The organism is Thalassospira xiamenensis M-5 = DSM 17429, from assembly GCF_000300235.2.
Classification (GTDB): Bacteria; Pseudomonadota; Alphaproteobacteria; order Rhodospirillales; family Thalassospiraceae; genus Thalassospira; species Thalassospira xiamenensis.
The window spans coordinates 4,196,926-4,216,289 of record NZ_CP004388.1; the positions used below are offsets into that span (position 1 = coordinate 4,196,926).

The window sequence follows — 19,364 nt, forward strand, 5'->3', positions numbered from 1 at the left end:
CAAACAAAAAAGCACAGAAACAAGTCGCTGGTGATGCAATAAGTCGCCGGAAAGCACATCCGGTCATGCGTACTGCAAAACGGACCTTTGCCTAGCATATCGGGCCGTCATCAGAAAGCAATGATTTTAGCCTTGGGCAACGGTATTCAAAGCCTTGAAGTCCTTCGCATTCAATGACGCACGACCGACATGGCAGAAACGGCGATATTAATCGACAAGATCAAGGCGATGACGAACCTCATCCATCACCCGGTTAACCGTCAATTCCCTCAGGTCATTCTCTCGCACGATGCTGACGGCGTTGTCCGTTGTCCCGCGCGGCGCACTTTTTTTGGGGTCGGAGTCCCGCGAAAACAGCACAATAGACGGCGCCCCGGCCGCTGCTGCAATGTGCATTGGCCCCGTATCATTACCAATCGCCAAAACAGAGCGTGCAGCAAGTCCCGCAATATCAAGAAACCCTGTACGTCCCATCAGGTTTCGCGCCTTGGGGCACATACTATCGATTTTGCCAAGAACCTCGGCTTCCTTATCAGTCCCGATCAGCACCGGCGTCAGACGATAGTCGGCAATCTTTTTTGCCAGCAAACCGAACCGCTCGGCAGGCCACCGCTTGTCAGGACGGTGCGGGGCACCGCCAGGACAAATAAGAACAAAAGGACTTCGAACCCCAAAACGTTCCAGATCAATATCCGATCCGGCAATAAACGGCGGTGGCACATTTTCGATCCCGGAGCGATGCAGCTGATCCGCCAAACGGTCAATGGTATGCAGACTGTCACGATCCGGGTTATCGTGTGGATGCGAGCAGCCCTTGGCAATTCCGGACCACTCCGGTGCTTTCCCCGGCCAAAACAGCCGATAGTAAAACCCGCTGCGATCCGATGTTTGCAGATCATAGACCCGATCAAAGTTGCCATTTCGCAGGAAGCGGCGCAGCGCAAGAACCTCGCGCACCTGATAAAGCTTTGGCCGCCGGTCTATTGCAATGGCGTCAAAATAACCCGTTGATTTTATCAGGTCGACATAAAGCCGGGTTGTCAGAACCGTGATATGAGCACGCGGATGCGCGGATCGAATCGCGGCAAACGCCCCCATGGCAAGAATAATGTCCCCCAAGGCAGACAGCTTGATGACAAGAATGCGTTCCTGCCTGGCATCCGGCATCACACCCGCGACAATTTCAGCATCTTGCGACATGTCCGAAGTCATCGTTTCTGTCATGCAGCGTTCCTGATGGCGCCTTTTAGCGCCTTTTCATAAACCGCCAGCGTTTTTTCCGCCATCTGGGTCAGGGAATAGTTTTCGATAACGTGCTTTCGCCCTTTTTGCGCCAAAGCGGCACGCTTTTCCGGGGTCAACCGCAACACTTGTGTCAATGCGACAGACAATTGCTCAACTTCATTCGGCGTAACAAGCCATCCGGTTTCGCCGGGCAAGACCGTCTCCATGGCACCACCATGGGCCGTCGAAACAACCGGGCGTCCCATTGCCTGCGCTTCGGATGGAATTCGGCCGAAGGCTTCGGGGTCAATTGACGGACAGGCAACCACATCCGCCAGCATGTAGGCCGCTGGCATGTCGGCACAATGATCAACGATATGCACGATATCTTCGAGGCCAAGCTTCCTGGTCAAAGCCAGCACTTCATCGCGATAAGCCGTGCGCCCCTGATCGGAACCGACCATCAGACAACGCACGTTCCGATGGCCAAGAGCTTCAAACACTGCCGGTAAAGCCTTGATCAGGAAACAATGCCCTTTCCAGCGCGTGATCCGCCCCGGCAACATGATGACATATTCTTCACCGGTCAAACGCCACTGGTTTGACAATGCAATCAGGCGTTCCTGACTGACATTTTCCGGATTGAACAAATCGGTATTGGTCCCGCGCGGCACGATATTCAGGCGCGCAGGATCCATTTTATAAAATTTGCGAATATGGTCCGCGATATGATTGGAAATGGCGATGACCTGATCACCCATTGTCATGATCGCGTTATAACGCTTTTTGAACAGGTTGTTATGACCGGAATAAGTGCCATGGAATGTCGTAACAAAGGGAATCCCCGCCTTGCGCGCAGCAAAATAGGCACTCCAGGCCGGCGCGCGCGAACGCGCATGAATAATATCAACGCCCTCTGCACGGATAAGATCGACCAGCGCATCAACATTGCGGCGCATGGTAAACAGATTTTTTGACTTCAGTGGCAGGGTAATATGACGGGCACCAAACCGGTCCAGCTCCCGCTCAAGCCGACCGCCCTGTGAAGCGACCAGCGCAACACCACCACCATCAACAATGGCACGCGCAATATCAACCGTACCGCGCTCCACACCACCGGTATCAAGTTCCGGCAGAACTTGCAGAATTACGGCCGGACGATAAGCCGAACCTTGCACCTGCTGTTCCGGACGATAAACTGACTGGGTCTTGATCTCTGACGCGCTCATGCAATTCCAACCACTAACACCCAAGGATACCCTTCCCGGATGACAAATGACATGCCGACGCCTCAGTATCTCGAGCGGCCTGACGGATTAAAAATCGCATACCATGCGACTCCCGGCAAGCTGACAGAAGTACAAGGCCGACAAAAGCCTGGTGTTCTGTTTCTGGGGGGCTTCATGTCCGATATGACCGGCACCAAGGCCACCCATCTCGAGGCCCATTGCGTACAGCAGGGGCTGGCTTATACCCGCTTTGACTATTCGGGTCACGGACAATCGGCAGGCGCATTCAAAGACGGGACGATTGGACAGTGGGCCCGCGATGCCATTGCCATTATTGACGAAATCACCTCGGGTCCGCTTATTCTGGTCGGGTCTTCCATGGGGGGCTGGATCATGCTGTTGGCGGCACTGGCCCGGAAAGAACGCATCGCCGGACTTGTTGGCATTGCGGCGGCCCCCGACTTCACCGAAGACCTTATGTGGGCGCAATTCAGTGATGCCCAGAAATCTGAAATCACCAAGACCGGAGCCCTGATCGAGCCGACCGAGTATGGCGATGATCCCTATACGATTACGCATGCTCTGATAGAGGATGGCAGAAATCAGCTACTTTTGCGAAATCCGATCAAACTTGAATGCCCGGTTCGCCTTATCCAGGGCATGCAGGATCCGGATGTCCCTTGGCAGACCGCCATTCGTCTGACAGAAGCACTGGTTTCCAAGGACGTCCGTATCGATCTGATCAAAACCGGTGATCATCGCCTGTCCGAACCGGATCAGCTTGATGTCATCACCAAACATCTTGATGAGCTTATCGAAAAGGTGACGGTCGCCTAAGACCGTGACGATGACGCATAATTTCAGGCCAGAACGACTTTCTCGTTCTCAATCTTTACGGCAACGGGTTCCAGCATATCGCCGTCACAAGGACCCGATACGCATAGGCCATCTTCGATCCTGAAACGTGCGCCATGCGTCGAACAGATGATCTCATTGCCAAGATTGCTAATGAATTCATCCGGCTCAAGTTCAAGCGGCACACCAATATGGGGGCAACTGTTGACGTAACCGAAAACCCCTGCAGCGTCCCGCACGATGAAAATCCCGGCCCGACCAGAATTTCCGTCAAGCGATATGCCTTTAGCCCCGGTCGCATCCAGATCAGAAAGCGCACATAACACTGTTCCCGAGGGCGGCAGATCAACCGTCATGCCGAAACACCACCCATCTCGCAAATCGCTGTCCAGGATGCATCATCTATCGGCATGACCGACAAACGGGATTGTCTGAGCAACGGCAATTCGGCAAATCGCGGATCAGCTTTGATATCAGCCAGCGTCACCGGATTTGGCACAGGTTTGACGGTTTTGAAATCAACCTGAACAAATTTGCCAGTGGCGTCAGTAGGATCGGGATAGGCTTCGCGGACAACCTCGACAATGCCGACAATCCGTTTTTCATTCACCGAATGATAAAAGAAAGCCAGATCACCGATCTGCATGGTCTTGAGGTTTTTTGCCGCCTGATGGTTGCGAACCCCATCCCATCCCTCGACACCCTTCCTGACCTGATCGTCCCACGACCAGCTTCCCGGCTCGGTTTTGATCAGCCAGTATGCCATGGATCAGAATACCTTTTTGAACGGACGGATAATCACGGATTCGAAAAGACCTGCCTTGCCATAAGGGTCATTTGCCGCAAATTCCTCGGCCTCGGCCTGGTTATCAAACTCGATAATGAAGACCGAGCCATTCATGCCCTCAAGATCGGGATCAAGTGTGGGGCCTGCTGCAACGATCCTGTCGGCAAAACCGTCCTTGATATAGGCAAGATGCGCATCACGATTGACTTTGCGCACAGCAAGATGCCCCGGTTTGTCGACACAGCGAATGTAAAAATGCATGGCATCGTTTCCTGTCAAAATTGGTTTTGATACCGGTAAATTGACAGAACCTGCTCAAAGGCTCAAGCCGAACAAAAGCTGATAGCTTGGATGTGACCGGATTATTTTCCGGTTTCAAGCTCATCGCGAAATGGACGCTGCAACAATGCATTGATCGTGCTGCGCAGGTCCGCATCATGGTTGGCGACCTGATCCACAGCACTGCAGATTGGCATTTCAATACCATATTTTGCCGCAACCGCCGCAATTGACGCGGCTGTATGAACACCTTCGGTCACCGAACGTCGTTCGGCCAAAATGGCATCAGCCTTCTGCCCCTGCCCAAGGGCAAACCCGAAGGTGTAATTGCGCGACAACGTGCCGGTACATGTCAGCGTCAGATCGCCAAGTCCCGCCAGCCCCATCATGGTTTCAATCCGCCCCCCCATCGCCACCGCCAATCGCGACATTTCGGCAAGTCCACGGGTAATCAGGGCTGCGCGCGCATTATCGCCAAGCTCAAGCCCCGCGACAACGCCACTTGCAATTGCCAGAACGTTTTTGATAGCCCCCGCAACTTCAACACCAATAACATCGGTACTGAAATAGGGCCGGAATGCCGACGTCCCGATCAGTTCCACCAGATCCTTGCCCAGATTCCTGTCGGAACAGGCAAGTGTAATCGCCGCGGGCAGACCTTTGGCAACTTCCTGGGCAAATGTCGGGCCAGACAGAACCGCAACCGGAACATCGCCAAGCGTTTCGTTCACGACCTGCGCCATAAGCGCACCGGTCCCTTTTTCGATCCCTTTGGCGCAAATAACGGCAGGAAGCGTTTCGGGCCAATGCGGGGCAAGCTTGATCAAAGTGCTTCGAAGATGCTGTGCCGGTGTAACCAGAAGAACCGCGTTTGACTCTCGCAATCCATCAATAGCAACTGTTGCCCTTAATGCTTCCGGAAGCTTTATGCCGGGCAGGTAGACGTCATTTTCACCCGATGTATCGATCCGTTCGGCCAACGCACGATCACGCAAAACAAGCTCAACATCAGCACCAGCCCGTACAGCCTGAATAGCCAGCGCAGTACCCCATGCGCCGCCGCCGATTACCGTTATGCGCTTATCCGACATAGTTCTTCTCGATCCCGATGATAAATATTCGAACAGTTTGGCGTTTGGAGAAACTCAGGCCTTCACGCCCGCACCCGGACGCTTTGGTGCCTCTGGGTCAAGCGGCCAGCGCGGTCGCGGCTTGAAATCCAGTTCGTCATGCTGACCGAGGCGAAAACGTTCCAACCCTGCCCAGGCAATCATGGCGGCATTATCAGTACAAAGCTCCAACGGTGGCGCAACAAGCGTCATACCAGCCTGATCGGTCAGTTCCGTTAAACGGGTCCGCAAATATTTGTTTGCCGCAACCCCACCGGCAAGCACCAAAGTCTTGCCCGTCGGATAATCGCGCATGAATTCGAAAATTGCGTTTCGTGTGCGATCAATAAGCGTATCACCCACTGCCCGCTGGAACGAAGCCGCCAGATCAGCTTTGACTTCGGCAGTTTGCTGTTCGACAGGAAACCCGTCGAGATAGATGCGGACCGCAGTCTTCAAACCCGAAAACGAAAAATCACAGCCGGGACGCCCGCGTAACGGTCGGGGCAGACCAAACCGGTCCGGGTTCCCGGCCTCCGCCGTTTTTTCAAGCGCAGGGCCACCCGGATAACCAAGCCCCATCATTTTCGCGGTTTTGTCGAATGCTTCACCCACCGCGTCATCGATGGTCGTCCCGATCCGCTTGTATTGGCCAACACCTTCAACGATCAGGACCTGGCAATGACCGCCGGAAACCAGCAACAGCAGATAAGGAAATGCAACATCATCCGTAAGGCGCACCGTAAGCGCATGACCTTCAAGATGATTGACGGCCAGAAACGGCTTCTGGGCGGCAAAGGCAATCGCCTTCGCGGTCATGGCCCCCACCATAACGCCACCAATCAGACCGGGGCCACCTGTGCAGGCCACGGCATCAAGATCGGCAAAATCAACACCCGCATCATCCATCGCTTCGGCGACAAGACGGTCAAGATGTTCAAGATGCGCGCGTGCCGCAATTTCCGGAACAACACCACCATAAGGACGATGATCGTCAAGCTGCGAAAGCACCCTGTTGGACATAACCTCGCGCTTGTCATTCACGACAGCTGCCGCCGTTTCATCACAACTGGTTTCGATACCCAATACGATCATTTCTTGCAAATCCGGCAATAAGTCGCGTCAGATTGACGCATCCTGTGTGGGAAAATTCTGGCAGTGATGTAGCCTAAACAGCACCCGCTTTCCACCCCAAGGCAATGCATTTGCCCTATGCAGGAAAAACGTCAGAGAAAAAACACTACCACATAAGTCAATGAAACAGGGACATTCATCATTATAATCCGATCCGGTTTGGGTAAGGTGGCATACGCTACCGCCCTTGTTTTCAATCGGTTTTATGACTACAACTCGGGCTCATGACAAACACATCTGATACCGTAAAACTCCGCATCGGCACACGTGGCTCTCCCCTGGCGATGGCTCAGGCGCATGAAGTCCGCGACAAGCTTGCGAAAGCGCATCCCGAACTCGCCGCCGAAGGCGCGATTGCCATTACCGTTATTACAACGACGGGCGACAAGATTCTTGATCGCGCATTGTCGGAAATCGGTGGCAAGGGGTTATTCACCAAGGAAATTGATGATGCCCTGATGGGTGGCGAGATTGATCTTGCTGTTCACAGTATGAAAGATGTGCCGACGGTGCTGCCAGATGGCATGATTTTGCCAACGATCCTGCCGCGCGAAGACGTGCGCGATGCGTTTATTTCTCTGAAATACAAAAGCTTTGCCGAAATGCCTGCGGGATCGGTGATCGGCTCGGCATCCTTACGCCGCCAGGCAATGATCCTTAATAAATATCCCGATCTCAAGGTTGTGACATTCCGTGGCAATGTCCAAACCCGCCTCCGCAAGCTTGAAGAGGGTCAGGTGGATGCCACACTTCTGGCAATGGCAGGTTTGAACCGGCTAAACCGTCCAGAAGTTGCAACTGCTGCAATTTCCGAGGACGACATGCTCCCCGCTGTTGCCCAAGGGGCAATCGGTATTACTATTCGCGAAACTGACAACCAGACGCACAACTGGCTTTCTGCTTTGAACTGTCCGGCATCGGCCATCCGCGTCACGGCTGAACGCGCGGCGTTACGTGCGCTCGACGGTTCATGTCGCACCCCTATTGCTGCTCTTGCCGAATATCTCCCGGATGGCAGAATGCGTTTACGGGTCAGCATTGTGCGCCCGGATGGCAGCGAACGACTGGATACTGAACGAATGATTGATGATCCGGACCTGGCAAATGCCGCAGCCGCCGGAACCGATGCCGGTAACGAGCTCAAAGAGCGTGGCGGGTCAGACTTTATCTCGGCCTAGTCGGGTTAATGGCGCGATCTGGAATATCAGCGGGGAGACTATGGGACCATTGATCCTCAATACCCGACCGGAAGCCGATTCGCAGGAACTCGAAACCACGCTTCTGCAACGTGGTTATCGCCTGCTTTCGGCACCGATGTTGCGGATCGAGTTTCCCAAAAACCCGGATCAGCTTGATCTTGCTGATGTGCAGGCATTGATATTTACCTCTGCTAATGGTGTGCGTGCCTTTACCCGGCAATGCGATGACCGGCGTTATCCGGCTTTGTGTGTAGGTGATGCCACTGCGCGCACCGCACAACAGGCCGGTTTCAACGATATACGAAGTGCTAACGGTGACATTCACGATTTGGCACGCCTGATCAAAGATCAGATTGATCCGACAAACGGGGCGTTATTCCATCCTGCGGCCCGCAAGGTCGCCGGAGATCTGGGATCACTTTTGCGAGACGGAAACTTCGATATCCGAAGGCAAACCATGTATGATGCCGTTCCGTCCGATTGTCTTCCAAATGAGGTCGTCAGCGCGATTTCTGCCCATCATATTGATGCAGTTTTATTTTTCTCTCCCCGTACGGCGGAAAGCTTTGTTAAGCTGATTGAAAGACACAAGCTGCAAAAAGATCTGGTCGGTACACGTGCAATTTGTCTGAGTTCGGCAGTGCAAGATCGCCTAAGCGTCCTTACATGGCTAAAGACAGAAGTGGCAAAACACCCGACACAGGAATACCTTCTTTCGGCACTAGAGAACGCATTCGCCTGACTTTTCCGCGCCAAGTGGTGTCTCGGAACAACCGCAAACTGCAATGGTCCGACCGTGAAAAAACCAGAAACGCCAAAAACCCACGCTTCCACAGACCCAGCCGAGACAAAATCCGGCTCGTCCGAAACCATTTCCATTGATAGCAAGGGCAATGCAAATATTGCCAAAGAACCTGCTGATCACAAGCCGGGAACGACGTCGGGTGGGTCAGAAGGTGCGAAACCTTCATCCACGTCAAACGCTACCTCAAAGTCAGACAGCCAGAAGTCCGGCTCCAAAACGGCAGATGCAAAACCCGAAATCAAACCGGGTATGAGCCAAAAGACTGCTTCCGACAAGCAAGCCACAGACAAGACAGACAAAACCGTGCAAAAAAAGCGTGGTGGTCGCGCAATCCTGTTGTTTGTGATCATTATTGCCGGTGCTTTGGCCACCGGATGGCTGACACGTACCCTTTGGTGGCGTGACGCGGAACCCGTCCTGAGCCAGTATGTGCCTGCTGAAATCCTGGCGGAGATCACACCGGCAGAAGTGGCGGATAACCAATCGTCAGGAACTGGTAGCGAGCCGACAACCGATAGTGCCACACCATCCACATCTGCCAATGATGCACCCGGAACTTCATCAAGCATAACGCCTGGTGCGCCGGAACGTGACGATGCAATGATCGGTAATGAAGACAACCTGTCTGAGCCAACAGACAATGCTTTTGCCCGCAATGAAAAAGCACCATCAGAAGATGATGAAACAGTCGTCGTCGATACGGCATTGACCGAACGCCTGTCGCGTCTCGAAGGTACAATCAACGCCTTGCGTGAACGCCTTGACAGTGAACGCGGCGATTCGCTGAACTCCACGGTTGCACGCCGGATGGCAGAAATTGAAACCCGCACCGCACCGATTGAAGAACTGGCACGGGTCGAAGCCGAACTTTCTGGTGTTGCAGCAGAAATGCGCGATCTGTCAGCACGTCTGTCAACCATGGAAGAAGAAGTGCGGGCAACTGCCGGTCTTCGGGTTGAAAGCCGCGGCCAGGCCATTGCCATGGCCGTTACGATCCTGCGCGATGCCGTACAGCGCGGCGGATCGTTTATGATCGCGCTTAATCAGCTGGAACGCAGCGGCTCGGACGATCCCGTCATTGCAGAACAGATATCAGCCCTGAAACCGCTTGCGGATCGTGGCGCGCCAACCATCGAAAAGCTGCGCCAGTCATTTCCGGCAATGGCACAGAAAGCCGTGCAGGCATCAAGTGACGACCATTCCGGTAGTGTTCTTGATGCGACCTGGGCCAATATCAAAAAACTGATCCCGGTTCGGCGTATTGATGTTGTCGGCGAAGAATCGCTCGATGGACGTTTGGTGACCGCAGAAACAGCGCTTGAAAGTGATGATCTTGATGGTGCCATTGCCGCCCTTGATGGTATCAAAGGTGACAATGCCAAGGCCGCCGTCAACGAGTGGCTTGAAGACGCCAAAAGCCGTCAGGTGTTGAACGGTGCCATCGCAACGCTCAGTGCACATGCGATCAATCTTCTGACCGGTGATGGGTCTGCAAATACGGGGGACAGCCAATGATCCGTCTTGGCCTGTTCATTCTGATAACTGCAATTCTGGTCACCTGCACGGTCTGGTTTGCCAATAATCCCGGTACAATGACCATCGTCTGGCTCGGCTACAGGTTTGATGGCTCTATTGGCATGGTCGCCCTTGGCCTTCTTGTTCTGACCGGGGTTCTGGTCATCCTGTGGCGCTGTTGGTCCGCCATTGCCAATTCTCCCAATTGGCTTGGCCGTATTCTGGGCAGTCGTCGTCGCAAAAAAGGTCAGCAGGCCCTTACCATGGGATTGCTGGAACTTGCATCTGGTGATGTTCGCCAAGCATTGAAGCATACCCGTGCGGTCGACCGGTATCTTGAAGATGATACCCTGACCCGCCTGTTAACAGCCCAAGCAGCCGAACTTGACGGAAACAACGAGGCTGCCAAACGTCAATTTGAAGCAATGCTGGAAAAGCCTGATTCAGCATTTTTCGGGTTGCGCGGTTTACTGCAGTTATCGCTGAAGTCCGATAACCGGTCGGAGGCACTCGATTATGCGGAACGGGCCCACCGCCTGCGTCCGCGCAATCCGTCCGTGCTTGTAACGTTATTTGATTTGTTACTGGGTGCAAAACGCTGGGACCGGGCCCTGACCCTGCTGGTGGATGCCCAAAAGGCAGATATCTTTAACGAAGATGAACTGACACGTCGCCGCGCACTTCTGATTACAGCCAAAGCCGAAGACGCAATAACGGATGGTGAAAATGCCGAAGCCATCAAACTTTTGCGCAAAGCTTTGAACGCGCGCCCGGACTTTACCGGTGCGGCTGTTCTTCTGGCTAGGCTTTATGCCGACATTGATCAGCCTGCGAAAGCGCGCGACGTTGCCCAGCAAAGCTGGCAGACATCACCATCCGCGGCCTTGGGTAAAATCTATCTGGACAGTCTTTCCGAAGACGCCTTGGCAAAAGTCAAAGCTGTCGAGAAGCTGATTGCCGCCAATCCGGAACATGTGGAAAGCCAGCTTTTGCTTGCCGAAGCCGCACTTTCTGCCGATTTGTGGGGCATGGCACGCAGCAACCTGGAAAAGGCCATCGCCCAAAAGGCGCAGTCACGTCACTACCGTCTTCTGGCTGATCTGGAATTCCGTGAAAAGAAAGATGCCGCAAAAGCACGCGAGCTGCTGGTAAAGGCAAGTCACGCCAATCCCGACCCCGGCTGGCGGTGCGGTGCATGTGGTACGGAAACAGATAAATGGGCGGTAACCTGCCCGTCCTGTCATTCCTTTGGCAGCATTGACTGGCGCGCACCGATGCGCGTTCATAATGATCAGCCCGCATCCGATCCGGCAACGCCAAAACAGCCCGCCGCCATAAAGCGGGATGGGGCAATGATCGAAAACTCCGATCCGATTGATAAAACCGTGAACAGCAGCGCAAAAGGGGAACATCCAGCAACGGCTGTCTGACCCTGATATCCATCCAGTGAACACAAAAAAACAGGCCGCGGACATAAAATGTCTGCGGCCTGTTTGCTTAAGGTTCAAACCAAAGATTAATGGCGGAAGTGACGCATACCGGTAAACACCATGGCAATACCGTGTTCATCGGCAGCCGCAATGACTTCTTCGTCACGCATTGAACCGCCCGGCTGAATAACCGCTGTGGCACCGGCATTGACTGCAGCCAGCAATCCGTCTGCAAACGGGAAGAAGGCATCAGACGACACGACCGATCCCTTGGTGCGCAATTCGCCTTCACCCGCATTTTTACCGGCTTCTTCGGCTTTCCATGCGGCAATCCGTGAACTGTCAACACGGCTCATCTGGCCGGCACCCACACCAACCGTTTTACCGTCTTTGACATAAACAATCGCGTTTGATTTGACATGTTTGCCAACACGGAAGGCAAACAGCAGATCATCAAGTTCGGCTTCGGTCGGCTTGCGCTTGGTGACGACTTTAAGCGCGTTACGCTTGACGCGACCGGCATCGCGGTTCTGAAGAAGATATCCACCAGCCAACGACCGAAGCGTCATGTCTTCACCTTCCGGATCCGCCATGCCACCGGTCACCAGAAGACGCAGGTTCTTCTTCGCTGCCAGAACTTCCTTCGCCGCGTCATCTGCATCCGGGCAGATCACGACTTCGGCAAACAGTTTGGCGATTTCTTCGGCAGTGGCTTTATCAAGAGTACGGTTAACGGCAATGATGCCGCCAAAGGCCGAAACCGGATCACAAGACAGGGCCTTGTTATAGGCTTCAATCAGAGTTGCCCCCTCGGCAACGCCACACGGATTGGCGTGCTTGATGATGGCAACAGCCGGTTTTTCATCAAACTCGGACACCAGTTCGAACGCCGCATCCGTGTCATTCAGGTTATTGAATGACAATTCCTTACCCTGAAGCTGGGTCGCGGTGGCAACGCCCGGACGGTTTTTACCGTTGGTATAGAATGCTGCCTGCTGATGGGGGTTTTCACCGTAACGCAGGGTCTGTTTCAGTTCGGCAGAAACATTCAGGCGCTGCGGGAAGGTTTCACCAAGCTCACCGGCAAACCAGCTTGAAATGGCCGAGTCATAAGCACCCGTGCGGGCAAAAGCCTTGGCCGCCAGAACACGACGGGTTTCAGCCGTCGTGGCACCGGCATTGTCTTTCATCTCGGCAACAATGCGGTCGTAGTCAGAAGGATCGACAACCACAGTCACCGACTCATGGTTCTTCGCCGCCGAGCGGATCATGCTGGGCCCACCAATATCGATATTTTCGATGCAGGTGTCGAAATCGGCACCTTTGGCAACGGTTTCTTCGAACGGATAAAGGTTCACACAGACCAGATCGATCGGCGAAATGTCGTTATCCTGCATCGCCTGCATATGGCTGGAAAGAGAACGGCGGCCCAAAAGGCCGCCGTGAATCTTCGGATGAAGAGTCTTGACGCGACCGTCCATGATTTCGGGAAAACCGGTATGATCGGCAACTTCCTTCACAGGGATACCGGCCGCTTCGATGGCCTTGGCAGAACCACCAGTCGACAGGATTTCAACACCCTGTTCATGAAGGGATTTGGCAAATTCGACAAGACCGGTCTTGTCGGAAACAGAGATCAGCGCGCGCGCAATACGAGCAGTCATCGGGTTCGCTTTCAAAAGATCGTCAGTGATGAAGGCACCGGACCCATTGATGATATATCGGCCCACAAAAGAAACCGTTCCGTATGGCTGCGCGTGGGCAAGACTGGCCTTCTGATGAATGAAAACCGATGTTTTTCATTCTGGCCGACACATGATCAATGAGTCCGAACCATGTTTCGCGCGGAGCTTTATCATGCAGACGATAAAATGTGGACCCCGAAATGTTGCATGGCCGCAGGCCGGACTGCGCAGACGTGCTGTCTTTAAACAGATATCAGGTTATTGACCACTAACCGCCTGATCGAGTTTTCCCGGATCGCTATCTGCAAAGAAGGATTTAACCCCAATCTCGGGCGGCTGAAATTCGGGGACAAGACGCCCCATCAGTTCCAGCGTTTTGTGGGTATCACGATTGACTGCGCTCTGCCCAAGTTCATCGAACACCTGTTTGATCAGGGCGTAATCAACGACCCGCGGTGCGGCCAGCATGACACCATCCGTTTCAGTCGGCTCTGGCGGCTCACCATCGTGGAACAATTCTTCGTAAAGCTTCTCGCCGGGACGTAATCCCGTTACCTTGATATCGATATCCTTGCCCGGACGCAGGCCCGACAGCAGGATCATCTGACGCGCCAGATCGATGATCTTGACCGGTCGCCCCATATCAAGAACGAATATCTTGCCACCATCGGTGACACCATGTTTGCCAAGTTCGGCGGCCTGCAAAACAAGTTCCACCGCTTCGGCAATCGTCATGAAATACCGCGTGATGCCTTCGTGCGTCACCGTCAACGGACCGCCGGCCTCCAGCTGGCGGCGGAACAGGGGTACGACGGATCCGGTTGAGCCCAGCACATTGCCAAACCGAACCGTCACAAACCGCGTCGGGCCGCGCTGATCCGCTGGCAGCGTCTCAAGCGCCTGACAATAGCATTCCGCCAAACGTTTTGACGCCCCCATGACATTCGCCGGATTTACGGCCTTGTCCGTTGAAATCAGAACCATGGTGCCAACCCCGGCCGCACGGCATGCCTCGGCAACGTTGCGGGTGCCCAACGTATTGGTCAGAATACCTTCATTGGGATTGTGTTCAACCAGCGGCACATGTTTATAGGCTGCGGCATGAAAAACAATCTCCGGCTTTTGCTTTGCAAAAACCTGATCGATCCGGGTTCGATCACGCACATCGCCTAAAATACTCTCACGCGGAAGATCGGGATATTTTTCCGCCATCTCCATATCGATGGCATAAAGATTGTATTCCCCCGCATCCAGCAAGGTCAGACTTTCCGGACCATAGGCAGCAATCTGACGCACCAGTTCCGACCCGATTGACCCACCGGCACCGGTCACAAGCACCCGATGCCCGGCAATCATTTGACGAACCTTGTCTCGATCAAGGCGCGCCTGCGGACGGCCCAGCAAATCCTCAATCGCTACGGGGCGGATTTGCAGTGGGTCGGCAAGACCTTCCCGCAGATCATTCAACTTTGGCAGGCGCGCAAGAGTAATGCCCCTTTGATCAGCAATCTCGACCCATTTCGTGATATCTTCGTGACGCAGTGCGTCACCGGTCAGAACCAACCGGCGCGGCAGCCCACGCTTGCTATTGGCGAGCTTGCCAAGGATCTCCTCAAGACGATCTACGGTCGCAAGAACGTCAACGCCGTGCATGTTGCGCCCAACGCGGCTATCGGTCAGCGAAACAATCCCGACAACATCAAACGGTGTATTTGCTGAACGACGCGTTTCGCGAATGAAGGCTTCCGCCTCGTCACCTGCACCAATCAACAGAACCGGCAAACGATGCGTCCCCTGCCGCAGCATTTCACGGGCAGAGGTTTTGTCCTTGGTGATCCGATAAATCAGCCGGGATCCCCCCAGCAGCGCCATTAAAAGGAACCACTGAATAATCGGTGTTGATCGCGGCAACCAGTCAAGCCGCGCGGTCAGGAACAACACAAGAAACAATACGCCAATGGCAACTGTTACCGCCTTGGCAATTCGCGTCAGATCGTTCAAAGACGCATAACGCCAAATCCCGCGATAAAGGCCAAAAAACCAGAAAGAGACTGCGGCGATAACGGTAAAGACTGATGCTGAAAACAGAATGTTCTGCGGATTATAAAAAACCACACCATCGCCCACGCGCAGATAAAGTGCTGCGGGCAATGAAACAGCTGCCATTGTCACATCATGGACAAAGGCAATCTGGCTACGTTGGAATAAACGCGACATTCGGTTCCTTACCGGAATACTGGTGTGGTTCATACTAGCCGCAAGCCTTTGGCAGGGACACGGTTTTTCTTTTCGCGTTCGGCCTGTGACAAGTCAAGCTATCCGAACGAGCGGCAATCAGGGCGAATGCGTTTTGACAGTCTTAACCGGCAAAAATTTCATTCCCGCAATCAGCAACACGACAATCATTGCAGCTATTGCCAACCGCTCAGATACGTCCGCATCTGTCGGCAAAAACACCACAAGGATCAGTGCCAGATTGGCAAGCATTATCAGGAATGAAACCCCAGCGTGGCTCATCCCACGCTGGGTCGCCTGTTGATAGAAATGCTCACGATGAGCATGCCAGACCTTTTCCCCCCGAAGCCCGCGCTTCATCAACGTAAAGGTTGCATCGACCAGATAGTATAATGGCAGGATCAAAGCTGGCATCCACGCACCACGTGCCGCCAGTTCAAGCAGCAACCAACCCAGAACAAACCCCAGCGGCACCGATCCGACATCCCCCAGAAACAGCTTCGCCGGATGCCAGTTCCAGATCAGAAATCCGGCCATGATCGCCAGAATACCAAGCCCGATATAACCAAGATCAATGAATTCAGGCAACGGCATCAAAAGCGCCAAAGCAAAAACGCCCGCGCCAATGGATCCCGCTTCGACCCCGGTAATGCCGTCAATCCCATCCATGAAATTGAAAAGATTAAGGAACCAGACCCAGGCAAGAACCACCAGAACACGATCCAGCCACATTGGCACCAGCCCTTGCAGGACAGGACTGTCAATCGCGAACACACCGACGATCACGGCAACGAACTGACAGGCAAAACGAATAGCAGGCGACAGATCATGTCGATCATCAAACCAGCTTAACATGCCAAGCGCCGCAGCCGCGGCGAGCATGACCCATTGAGGCAGATCAGCATTCCCCGACCATAAAAAAACCGCTCCGACCATGAACACCAAAAGCGGCGTCACGGCCAATCCGCCACCGCGCGGGGTTGGCACCGCGTGACTGGAACGATGATTGGGCATATCAAGAATCGCCTTGCGCCGCAGATAAAGCAACACCGCCCAGGTCAGCAACATAGAGCCGATCAGAAAGCAGCCGGAAAAAATCGCAAGTGCGGCAAAAGACATCTGTAACGCCCGTTCCGTTCAAATCATCCGTCTGGATTACCGGGCACTCGTCCCCATCGCAAGGCTTTTAAGTAGCCGACAAACCATATCCAGCAGGCCAGCCATGCCAGAAATCGCGCGGCTAAGTGCTTTACAGCCCCCCAAAGGGCGCTTACTTACAAGCCACAACCCGAAACCGGAGATATTCCTTTGACAGAACGCCGCGCCCGTCCGGACAACCGCCACGCGCCACACCATAGCCAACCGGCCGATCTTCCCGATCCCCGGATGCTGGCGCTCAAAACCCTGCAGGAACTGCGCGGGGGGGAAGTCACACTGGACGAGCTTCTGTCAAAACATGGGTATGGTCTGCCGTCACTGGATCGCAATTTTTTGCGTCAATTGCTTGGCACGACATTGCGCCATCTGGGTGAAATTGATGCCATGCTCGCCCCGCGCTATCACCCGCCACAAGATCGCACCGCCGCACGACTGACCAATATCCTGCGTCTGGGTGTTGCCCAGCTGTTTTTCATGGATACAGCCGATCACGGTGCAGTTGACAGCACGGTTAATCTGGCGCGCGATGCCGGGCTTCATCGGTACACCAAACTGATCAATGCCGTCTTGCGCGGTTTGCAGCGCGACGGCTTTGAATGGCCTGAAAATGTCGAAGACTGGCAATTGAACGTTCCGGCATGGCTGCGCGGATCATGGAAAAAGGCCTATGGCGCGGACGTGGCCCAGGGCATTGCACAGGCAAGCCTTGGCTATGCCATGCTTGACCTCTCGATCAAAGACCCGGCCGAGGCCGCCGAATGGGCGGAAAAAATGGACGGTATCGTCCTTCCAACAGGCACGGTCCGGCTTGAAGGCGGGCGTCGCATCCGCAACCTGCCCGGCTATAAAGACGGCAAATGGTGGGTGCAGGATGCGGCGGCATCCATCCCGGCCAAACTGTTTTCTGCCTATGAAGGCAAAACCATTTATGATCTTTGCGCTGCACCGGGCGGTAAAACCATGCAGCTGGCATCCAAGGGTGCCAATGCGATTGCCGTCGACAAGTCCGAAGGCCGCTTGAAACGCGTCTATGAAAACCTTGAACGGGTTGAACTCGGTGCCGCTGTTGTTATCGGGGATGCTACCGATCTGGCACCCGATACGCCGCGTGCCGATGCGGTTTTGCTTGATGCGCCTTGTTCGGCAACCGGCACCATTCGCCGCCATCCCGATATTTTGCTGCGTCAGAACGACAAACTGATGCGATCGCTTTTGCCGATCCAGACCAAGCTGCTTAATCAGGCTGACAAGCTTCTGAATGTTGGTGGCGAGCTGATCTATTGCACCTGTTCGCTTCAGCCTGAAGAGGGCGAGCATCAGGTCAAATCGTTCCTGGCCGACCACCCGAATTACGAACGCAAACCGATTACCGCCGACGAACTGGGCGGTTGGAATGAGGCCATCAACGATGCCGGTGAGTTGCGCATCCTGCCGCTACATATGCAGGAATATGGCGGGATCGATGGTTTCTTCTGCGCACGGCTGGTCAAGAAATCCTGATTGGTATCTTGAACGATACAGATCAAGACAGCCATTCGCGCCGCTTGGGTGACAGGACCGCGTTTTTGGGGTATGAGAACCGCGAAATTCCCATATCCCAACCCGCTTCAGGACCTTTGCCGCGCCATGACCGCATCAAACGCCATTAAAATCGCACCTTCGATCCTTTCCGCCGATTTCGCCCAGCTGGGTGTTGACGTCCGCGCGGTTGATGCCGCTGGCGCAGACTACATCCATATCGATGTCATGGACGGTCATTACGTGCCCAACATCACCATCGGCCCGGATGTGGTCAAGGCACTGCGCCCGCATAGCGACAAGGTGTTTGACGTTCATCTGATGATCGCACCGGTCGATCCCTATATCGAGGCATTTGCCAATGCCGGTTCCGATATCATCACCATCCATGCCGAAGCAGGCCCGCACCTGCATCGTTCGCTGCAGCTGATCAAGTCGCTGGGCAAAAAAGCCGGGGTGTCGCTGAACCCGTCAACGCCGGAAAGCGTCATCGAATATGTCATGGACATGGTTGACCTTGTTCTGGTCATGACCGTGAACCCCGGCTTTGGCGGCCAGAAATTCATTCCAAGCCAGCTTGAAAAAATCAAACGCATCCGCAAGATGATCGACGCGACCGGACGCGATATCGACCTTGAAGTCGATGGTGGCGTAAACCCGGAAATCGCGCCCAAGGTGATCGAAGCCGGGGCGAACGTTCTGGTCGCCGGTTCCGCGACCTTCAAAGGCGGCCCATCCGAATACGCCAACAACATCAAAGCCATTCGCGGCAACTGAGCCCGGCGGACTGCTTTATCTGGCAATTCAGAAATGAATAGGGTCGGCGCAAAAATGACCGACCCCATTCATATATGGATCACCTGAAGTCACTTCCGGGAATGGCTGCAACATCAAAAATCGATGCAGCGACCCTTGTTTTCCCAATCGCCAAAACGGGTCGGCTCGGGGCCTTTGGGCCCGCCGATTTCGCGCTGTTTTGCAGCAGCTTCCTTGGCGGCCTTGGCTTCAGCCAGCGCATTGATTGCATCCTGTGACAGAACAGGCGCCATGTCTGCACCGGCAATGGCTTCATTCTTTTCTTCCGAGGTTTTCGGTTCGGCCTTTTCTTTTGGCACCTCGTGAATGACGGTCTCGCGGAACTTTCCGGCCATCCTTATTCTCCGGTTGTCGGGACTGCCCGATGGAACTGCTATCCCAGAAAT

18 protein-coding genes are annotated in these 19,364 nt (G+C 54.3%); 7 read left to right on the plus strand and 11 right to left on the minus strand.

Translation table 11 applies throughout. The features are described 5' to 3' along the window. Positions 1 to 207: 207 nt before the first annotated feature. The gene (locus tag TH3_RS19375) at positions 208 to 1,224 is read right to left on the minus strand and encodes a glycosyltransferase family 9 protein (RefSeq protein WP_007088696.1); all 1,017 of its coding nucleotides are present in this window, start codon (positions 1,222 to 1,224) and stop codon (positions 208 to 210) included. Further along, a complete protein-coding gene (locus tag TH3_RS19380; RefSeq protein WP_007088695.1) occupies positions 1,221 to 2,453 on the minus strand; it encodes a glycosyltransferase family 4 protein in 1,233 nt (410 codons plus the stop codon). The genes TH3_RS19375 and TH3_RS19380 overlap by 4 nt, the downstream gene beginning before the upstream one ends. Positions 2,454 to 2,627: 174 nt before the next feature. On the opposite strand from TH3_RS19380, the gene TH3_RS19385 reads away from it, so the two are divergent. After that, positions 2,628 to 3,290: an alpha/beta hydrolase gene (locus TH3_RS19385; protein ID WP_007088694.1), complete on the plus strand. Its 663-nt coding sequence runs from the start codon at positions 2,628 to 2,630 to the stop codon at positions 3,288 to 3,290. Between the two features lie 23 nt (positions 3,291 to 3,313). Here the strand turns inward: TH3_RS19385 and TH3_RS19390 are convergent, their stop codons facing one another. The 5 genes from TH3_RS19390 to tsaD form a co-directional block, all read right to left on the minus strand. Continuing rightward, a complete protein-coding gene (locus TH3_RS19390; RefSeq protein WP_007088693.1) occupies positions 3,314 to 3,664 on the minus strand; it encodes a Rieske (2Fe-2S) protein in 351 nt (116 codons plus the stop codon). After that, on the minus strand, positions 3,661 to 4,074 hold the full coding sequence (locus TH3_RS19395) for an EVE domain-containing protein (protein WP_007088692.1): 414 nt from the start codon (positions 4,072 to 4,074) through the stop codon (positions 3,661 to 3,663). The genes TH3_RS19390 and TH3_RS19395 overlap by 4 nt, the downstream gene beginning before the upstream one ends. 3 nt (positions 4,075 to 4,077) lie before the next feature. Next, on the minus strand, positions 4,078 to 4,356 hold the full coding sequence (locus TH3_RS19400; RefSeq protein ID WP_007088691.1) for a YciI family protein: 279 nt from the start codon (positions 4,354 to 4,356) through the stop codon (positions 4,078 to 4,080). Between the two features lie 101 nt (positions 4,357 to 4,457). Next, a complete protein-coding gene (locus tag TH3_RS19405; protein ID WP_007088690.1) occupies positions 4,458 to 5,465 on the minus strand; it encodes an NAD(P)H-dependent glycerol-3-phosphate dehydrogenase in 1,008 nt (335 codons plus the stop codon). A 54-nt stretch (positions 5,466 to 5,519) separates the two neighbouring features. Beyond that, positions 5,520 to 6,578, minus strand: coding sequence for a tRNA (adenosine(37)-N6)-threonylcarbamoyltransferase complex transferase subunit TsaD (gene tsaD / locus TH3_RS19410; RefSeq protein ID WP_007088689.1), 1,059 nt, complete (start codon positions 6,576 to 6,578; stop codon positions 5,520 to 5,522). Between the two features lie 263 nt (positions 6,579 to 6,841). On the opposite strand from tsaD, the gene hemC reads away from it, so the two are divergent. From hemC to TH3_RS19430, 4 genes are all read left to right on the plus strand, one after another. After that, a complete protein-coding gene (gene hemC / locus TH3_RS19415; RefSeq protein WP_007088688.1) occupies positions 6,842 to 7,795 on the plus strand; it encodes a hydroxymethylbilane synthase in 954 nt (317 codons plus the stop codon). Continuing rightward, complete coding sequence (locus TH3_RS19420; RefSeq protein ID WP_233421804.1) at positions 7,767 to 8,558, plus strand: uroporphyrinogen-III synthase; 792 nt, start codon at positions 7,767 to 7,769, stop codon at positions 8,556 to 8,558. The genes hemC and TH3_RS19420 overlap by 29 nt, the downstream gene beginning before the upstream one ends. 366 nt (positions 8,559 to 8,924) lie before the next feature. After that, the gene (locus TH3_RS19425; RefSeq protein ID WP_233421805.1) at positions 8,925 to 10,136 is read left to right on the plus strand and encodes a COG4223 family protein; all 1,212 of its coding nucleotides are present in this window, start codon (positions 8,925 to 8,927) and stop codon (positions 10,134 to 10,136) included. After that, a complete protein-coding gene (locus tag TH3_RS19430; RefSeq protein ID WP_007088685.1) occupies positions 10,133 to 11,566 on the plus strand; it encodes a heme biosynthesis protein HemY in 1,434 nt (477 codons plus the stop codon). The genes TH3_RS19425 and TH3_RS19430 overlap by 4 nt, the downstream gene beginning before the upstream one ends. 86 nt (positions 11,567 to 11,652) lie before the next feature. On the opposite strand, the gene purH is transcribed toward TH3_RS19430, so the two are convergent. The 3 genes from purH to TH3_RS19445 all read right to left on the minus strand — a co-directional run bounded on the left by purH (position 11,653) and on the right by TH3_RS19445 (position 16,605). Beyond that, complete coding sequence (purH, locus tag TH3_RS19435) at positions 11,653 to 13,230, minus strand: bifunctional phosphoribosylaminoimidazolecarboxamide formyltransferase/IMP cyclohydrolase (protein ID WP_052268439.1); 1,578 nt, start codon at positions 13,228 to 13,230, stop codon at positions 11,653 to 11,655. Positions 13,231 to 13,509: 279 nt separating this feature from the next. After that, the gene (locus tag TH3_RS19440) at positions 13,510 to 15,468 is read right to left on the minus strand and encodes a polysaccharide biosynthesis protein (RefSeq protein WP_007088683.1); all 1,959 of its coding nucleotides are present in this window, start codon (positions 15,466 to 15,468) and stop codon (positions 13,510 to 13,512) included. A gap of 117 nt (positions 15,469 to 15,585) precedes the next feature. Next, entirely contained in the window at positions 15,586 to 16,605 is a 1,020-nt protein-coding gene (locus TH3_RS19445) for an MraY family glycosyltransferase (RefSeq protein WP_007088682.1), read from the minus strand. A 189-nt stretch (positions 16,606 to 16,794) separates the two neighbouring features. Between TH3_RS19445 and TH3_RS19450 the strand changes: the two genes are divergently transcribed. Continuing rightward, the gene (locus TH3_RS19450) at positions 16,795 to 18,144 is read left to right on the plus strand and encodes an RsmB/NOP family class I SAM-dependent RNA methyltransferase (RefSeq protein WP_007088681.1); all 1,350 of its coding nucleotides are present in this window, start codon (positions 16,795 to 16,797) and stop codon (positions 18,142 to 18,144) included. Positions 18,145 to 18,270: 126 nt separating this feature from the next. Continuing rightward, complete coding sequence (gene rpe, locus TH3_RS19455; protein WP_040061298.1) at positions 18,271 to 18,939, plus strand: ribulose-phosphate 3-epimerase; 669 nt, start codon at positions 18,271 to 18,273, stop codon at positions 18,937 to 18,939. 113 nt (positions 18,940 to 19,052) lie between these two features. On the opposite strand, the gene TH3_RS23370 is transcribed toward rpe, so the two are convergent. Further along, positions 19,053 to 19,313 (minus strand): DUF1674 domain-containing protein, encoded by a 261-nt coding sequence (locus TH3_RS23370; RefSeq protein ID WP_007088679.1) that lies wholly within the window; start codon positions 19,311 to 19,313, stop codon positions 19,053 to 19,055. Between the last annotated feature and the right edge of the window lie 51 nt (positions 19,314 to 19,364).

Excerpts from the sequence above, each read along its gene's own strand:
- TH3_RS19430 (WP_007088685.1), top strand. The coding sequence starts at position 10,133 with ATGATCCGTCTTGGCCTGTTCATTCTGATAACTGCAATTCTGGTCACC.
- TH3_RS19375 (WP_007088696.1), bottom strand. The coding sequence starts at position 1,224 with ATGACAGAAACGATGACTTCGGACATGTCGCAAGATGCTGAAATTGTC.
- hemC (WP_007088688.1), top strand. The coding sequence starts at position 6,842 with ATGACAAACACATCTGATACCGTAAAACTCCGCATCGGCACACGTGGC.
- TH3_RS19390 (WP_007088693.1), bottom strand. The coding sequence starts at position 3,664 with ATGACGGTTGATCTGCCGCCCTCGGGAACAGTGTTATGTGCGCTTTCT.
- rpe (WP_040061298.1), top strand. The coding sequence starts at position 18,271 with ATGACCGCATCAAACGCCATTAAAATCGCACCTTCGATCCTTTCCGCC.
- TH3_RS19440 (WP_007088683.1), bottom strand. The coding sequence starts at position 15,468 with ATGTCGCGTTTATTCCAACGTAGCCAGATTGCCTTTGTCCATGATGTG.
- TH3_RS19395 (WP_007088692.1), bottom strand. The coding sequence starts at position 4,074 with ATGGCATACTGGCTGATCAAAACCGAGCCGGGAAGCTGGTCGTGGGAC.
- TH3_RS19400 (WP_007088691.1), bottom strand. The coding sequence starts at position 4,356 with ATGCATTTTTACATTCGCTGTGTCGACAAACCGGGGCATCTTGCTGTG.
- TH3_RS19385 (WP_007088694.1), top strand. The coding sequence starts at position 2,628 with ATGTCCGATATGACCGGCACCAAGGCCACCCATCTCGAGGCCCATTGC.
- TH3_RS19380 (WP_007088695.1), bottom strand. The coding sequence starts at position 2,453 with ATGAGCGCGTCAGAGATCAAGACCCAGTCAGTTTATCGTCCGGAACAG.
- purH (WP_052268439.1), bottom strand. The coding sequence starts at position 13,230 with ATGACTGCTCGTATTGCGCGCGCGCTGATCTCTGTTTCCGACAAGACC.
- TH3_RS19405 (WP_007088690.1), bottom strand. The coding sequence starts at position 5,465 with ATGTCGGATAAGCGCATAACGGTAATCGGCGGCGGCGCATGGGGTACT.
- tsaD (WP_007088689.1), bottom strand. The coding sequence starts at position 6,578 with ATGATCGTATTGGGTATCGAAACCAGTTGTGATGAAACGGCGGCAGCT.
- TH3_RS19445 (WP_007088682.1), bottom strand. The coding sequence starts at position 16,605 with ATGTCTTTTGCCGCACTTGCGATTTTTTCCGGCTGCTTTCTGATCGGC.
- TH3_RS23370 (WP_007088679.1), bottom strand. The coding sequence starts at position 19,313 with ATGGCCGGAAAGTTCCGCGAGACCGTCATTCACGAGGTGCCAAAAGAA.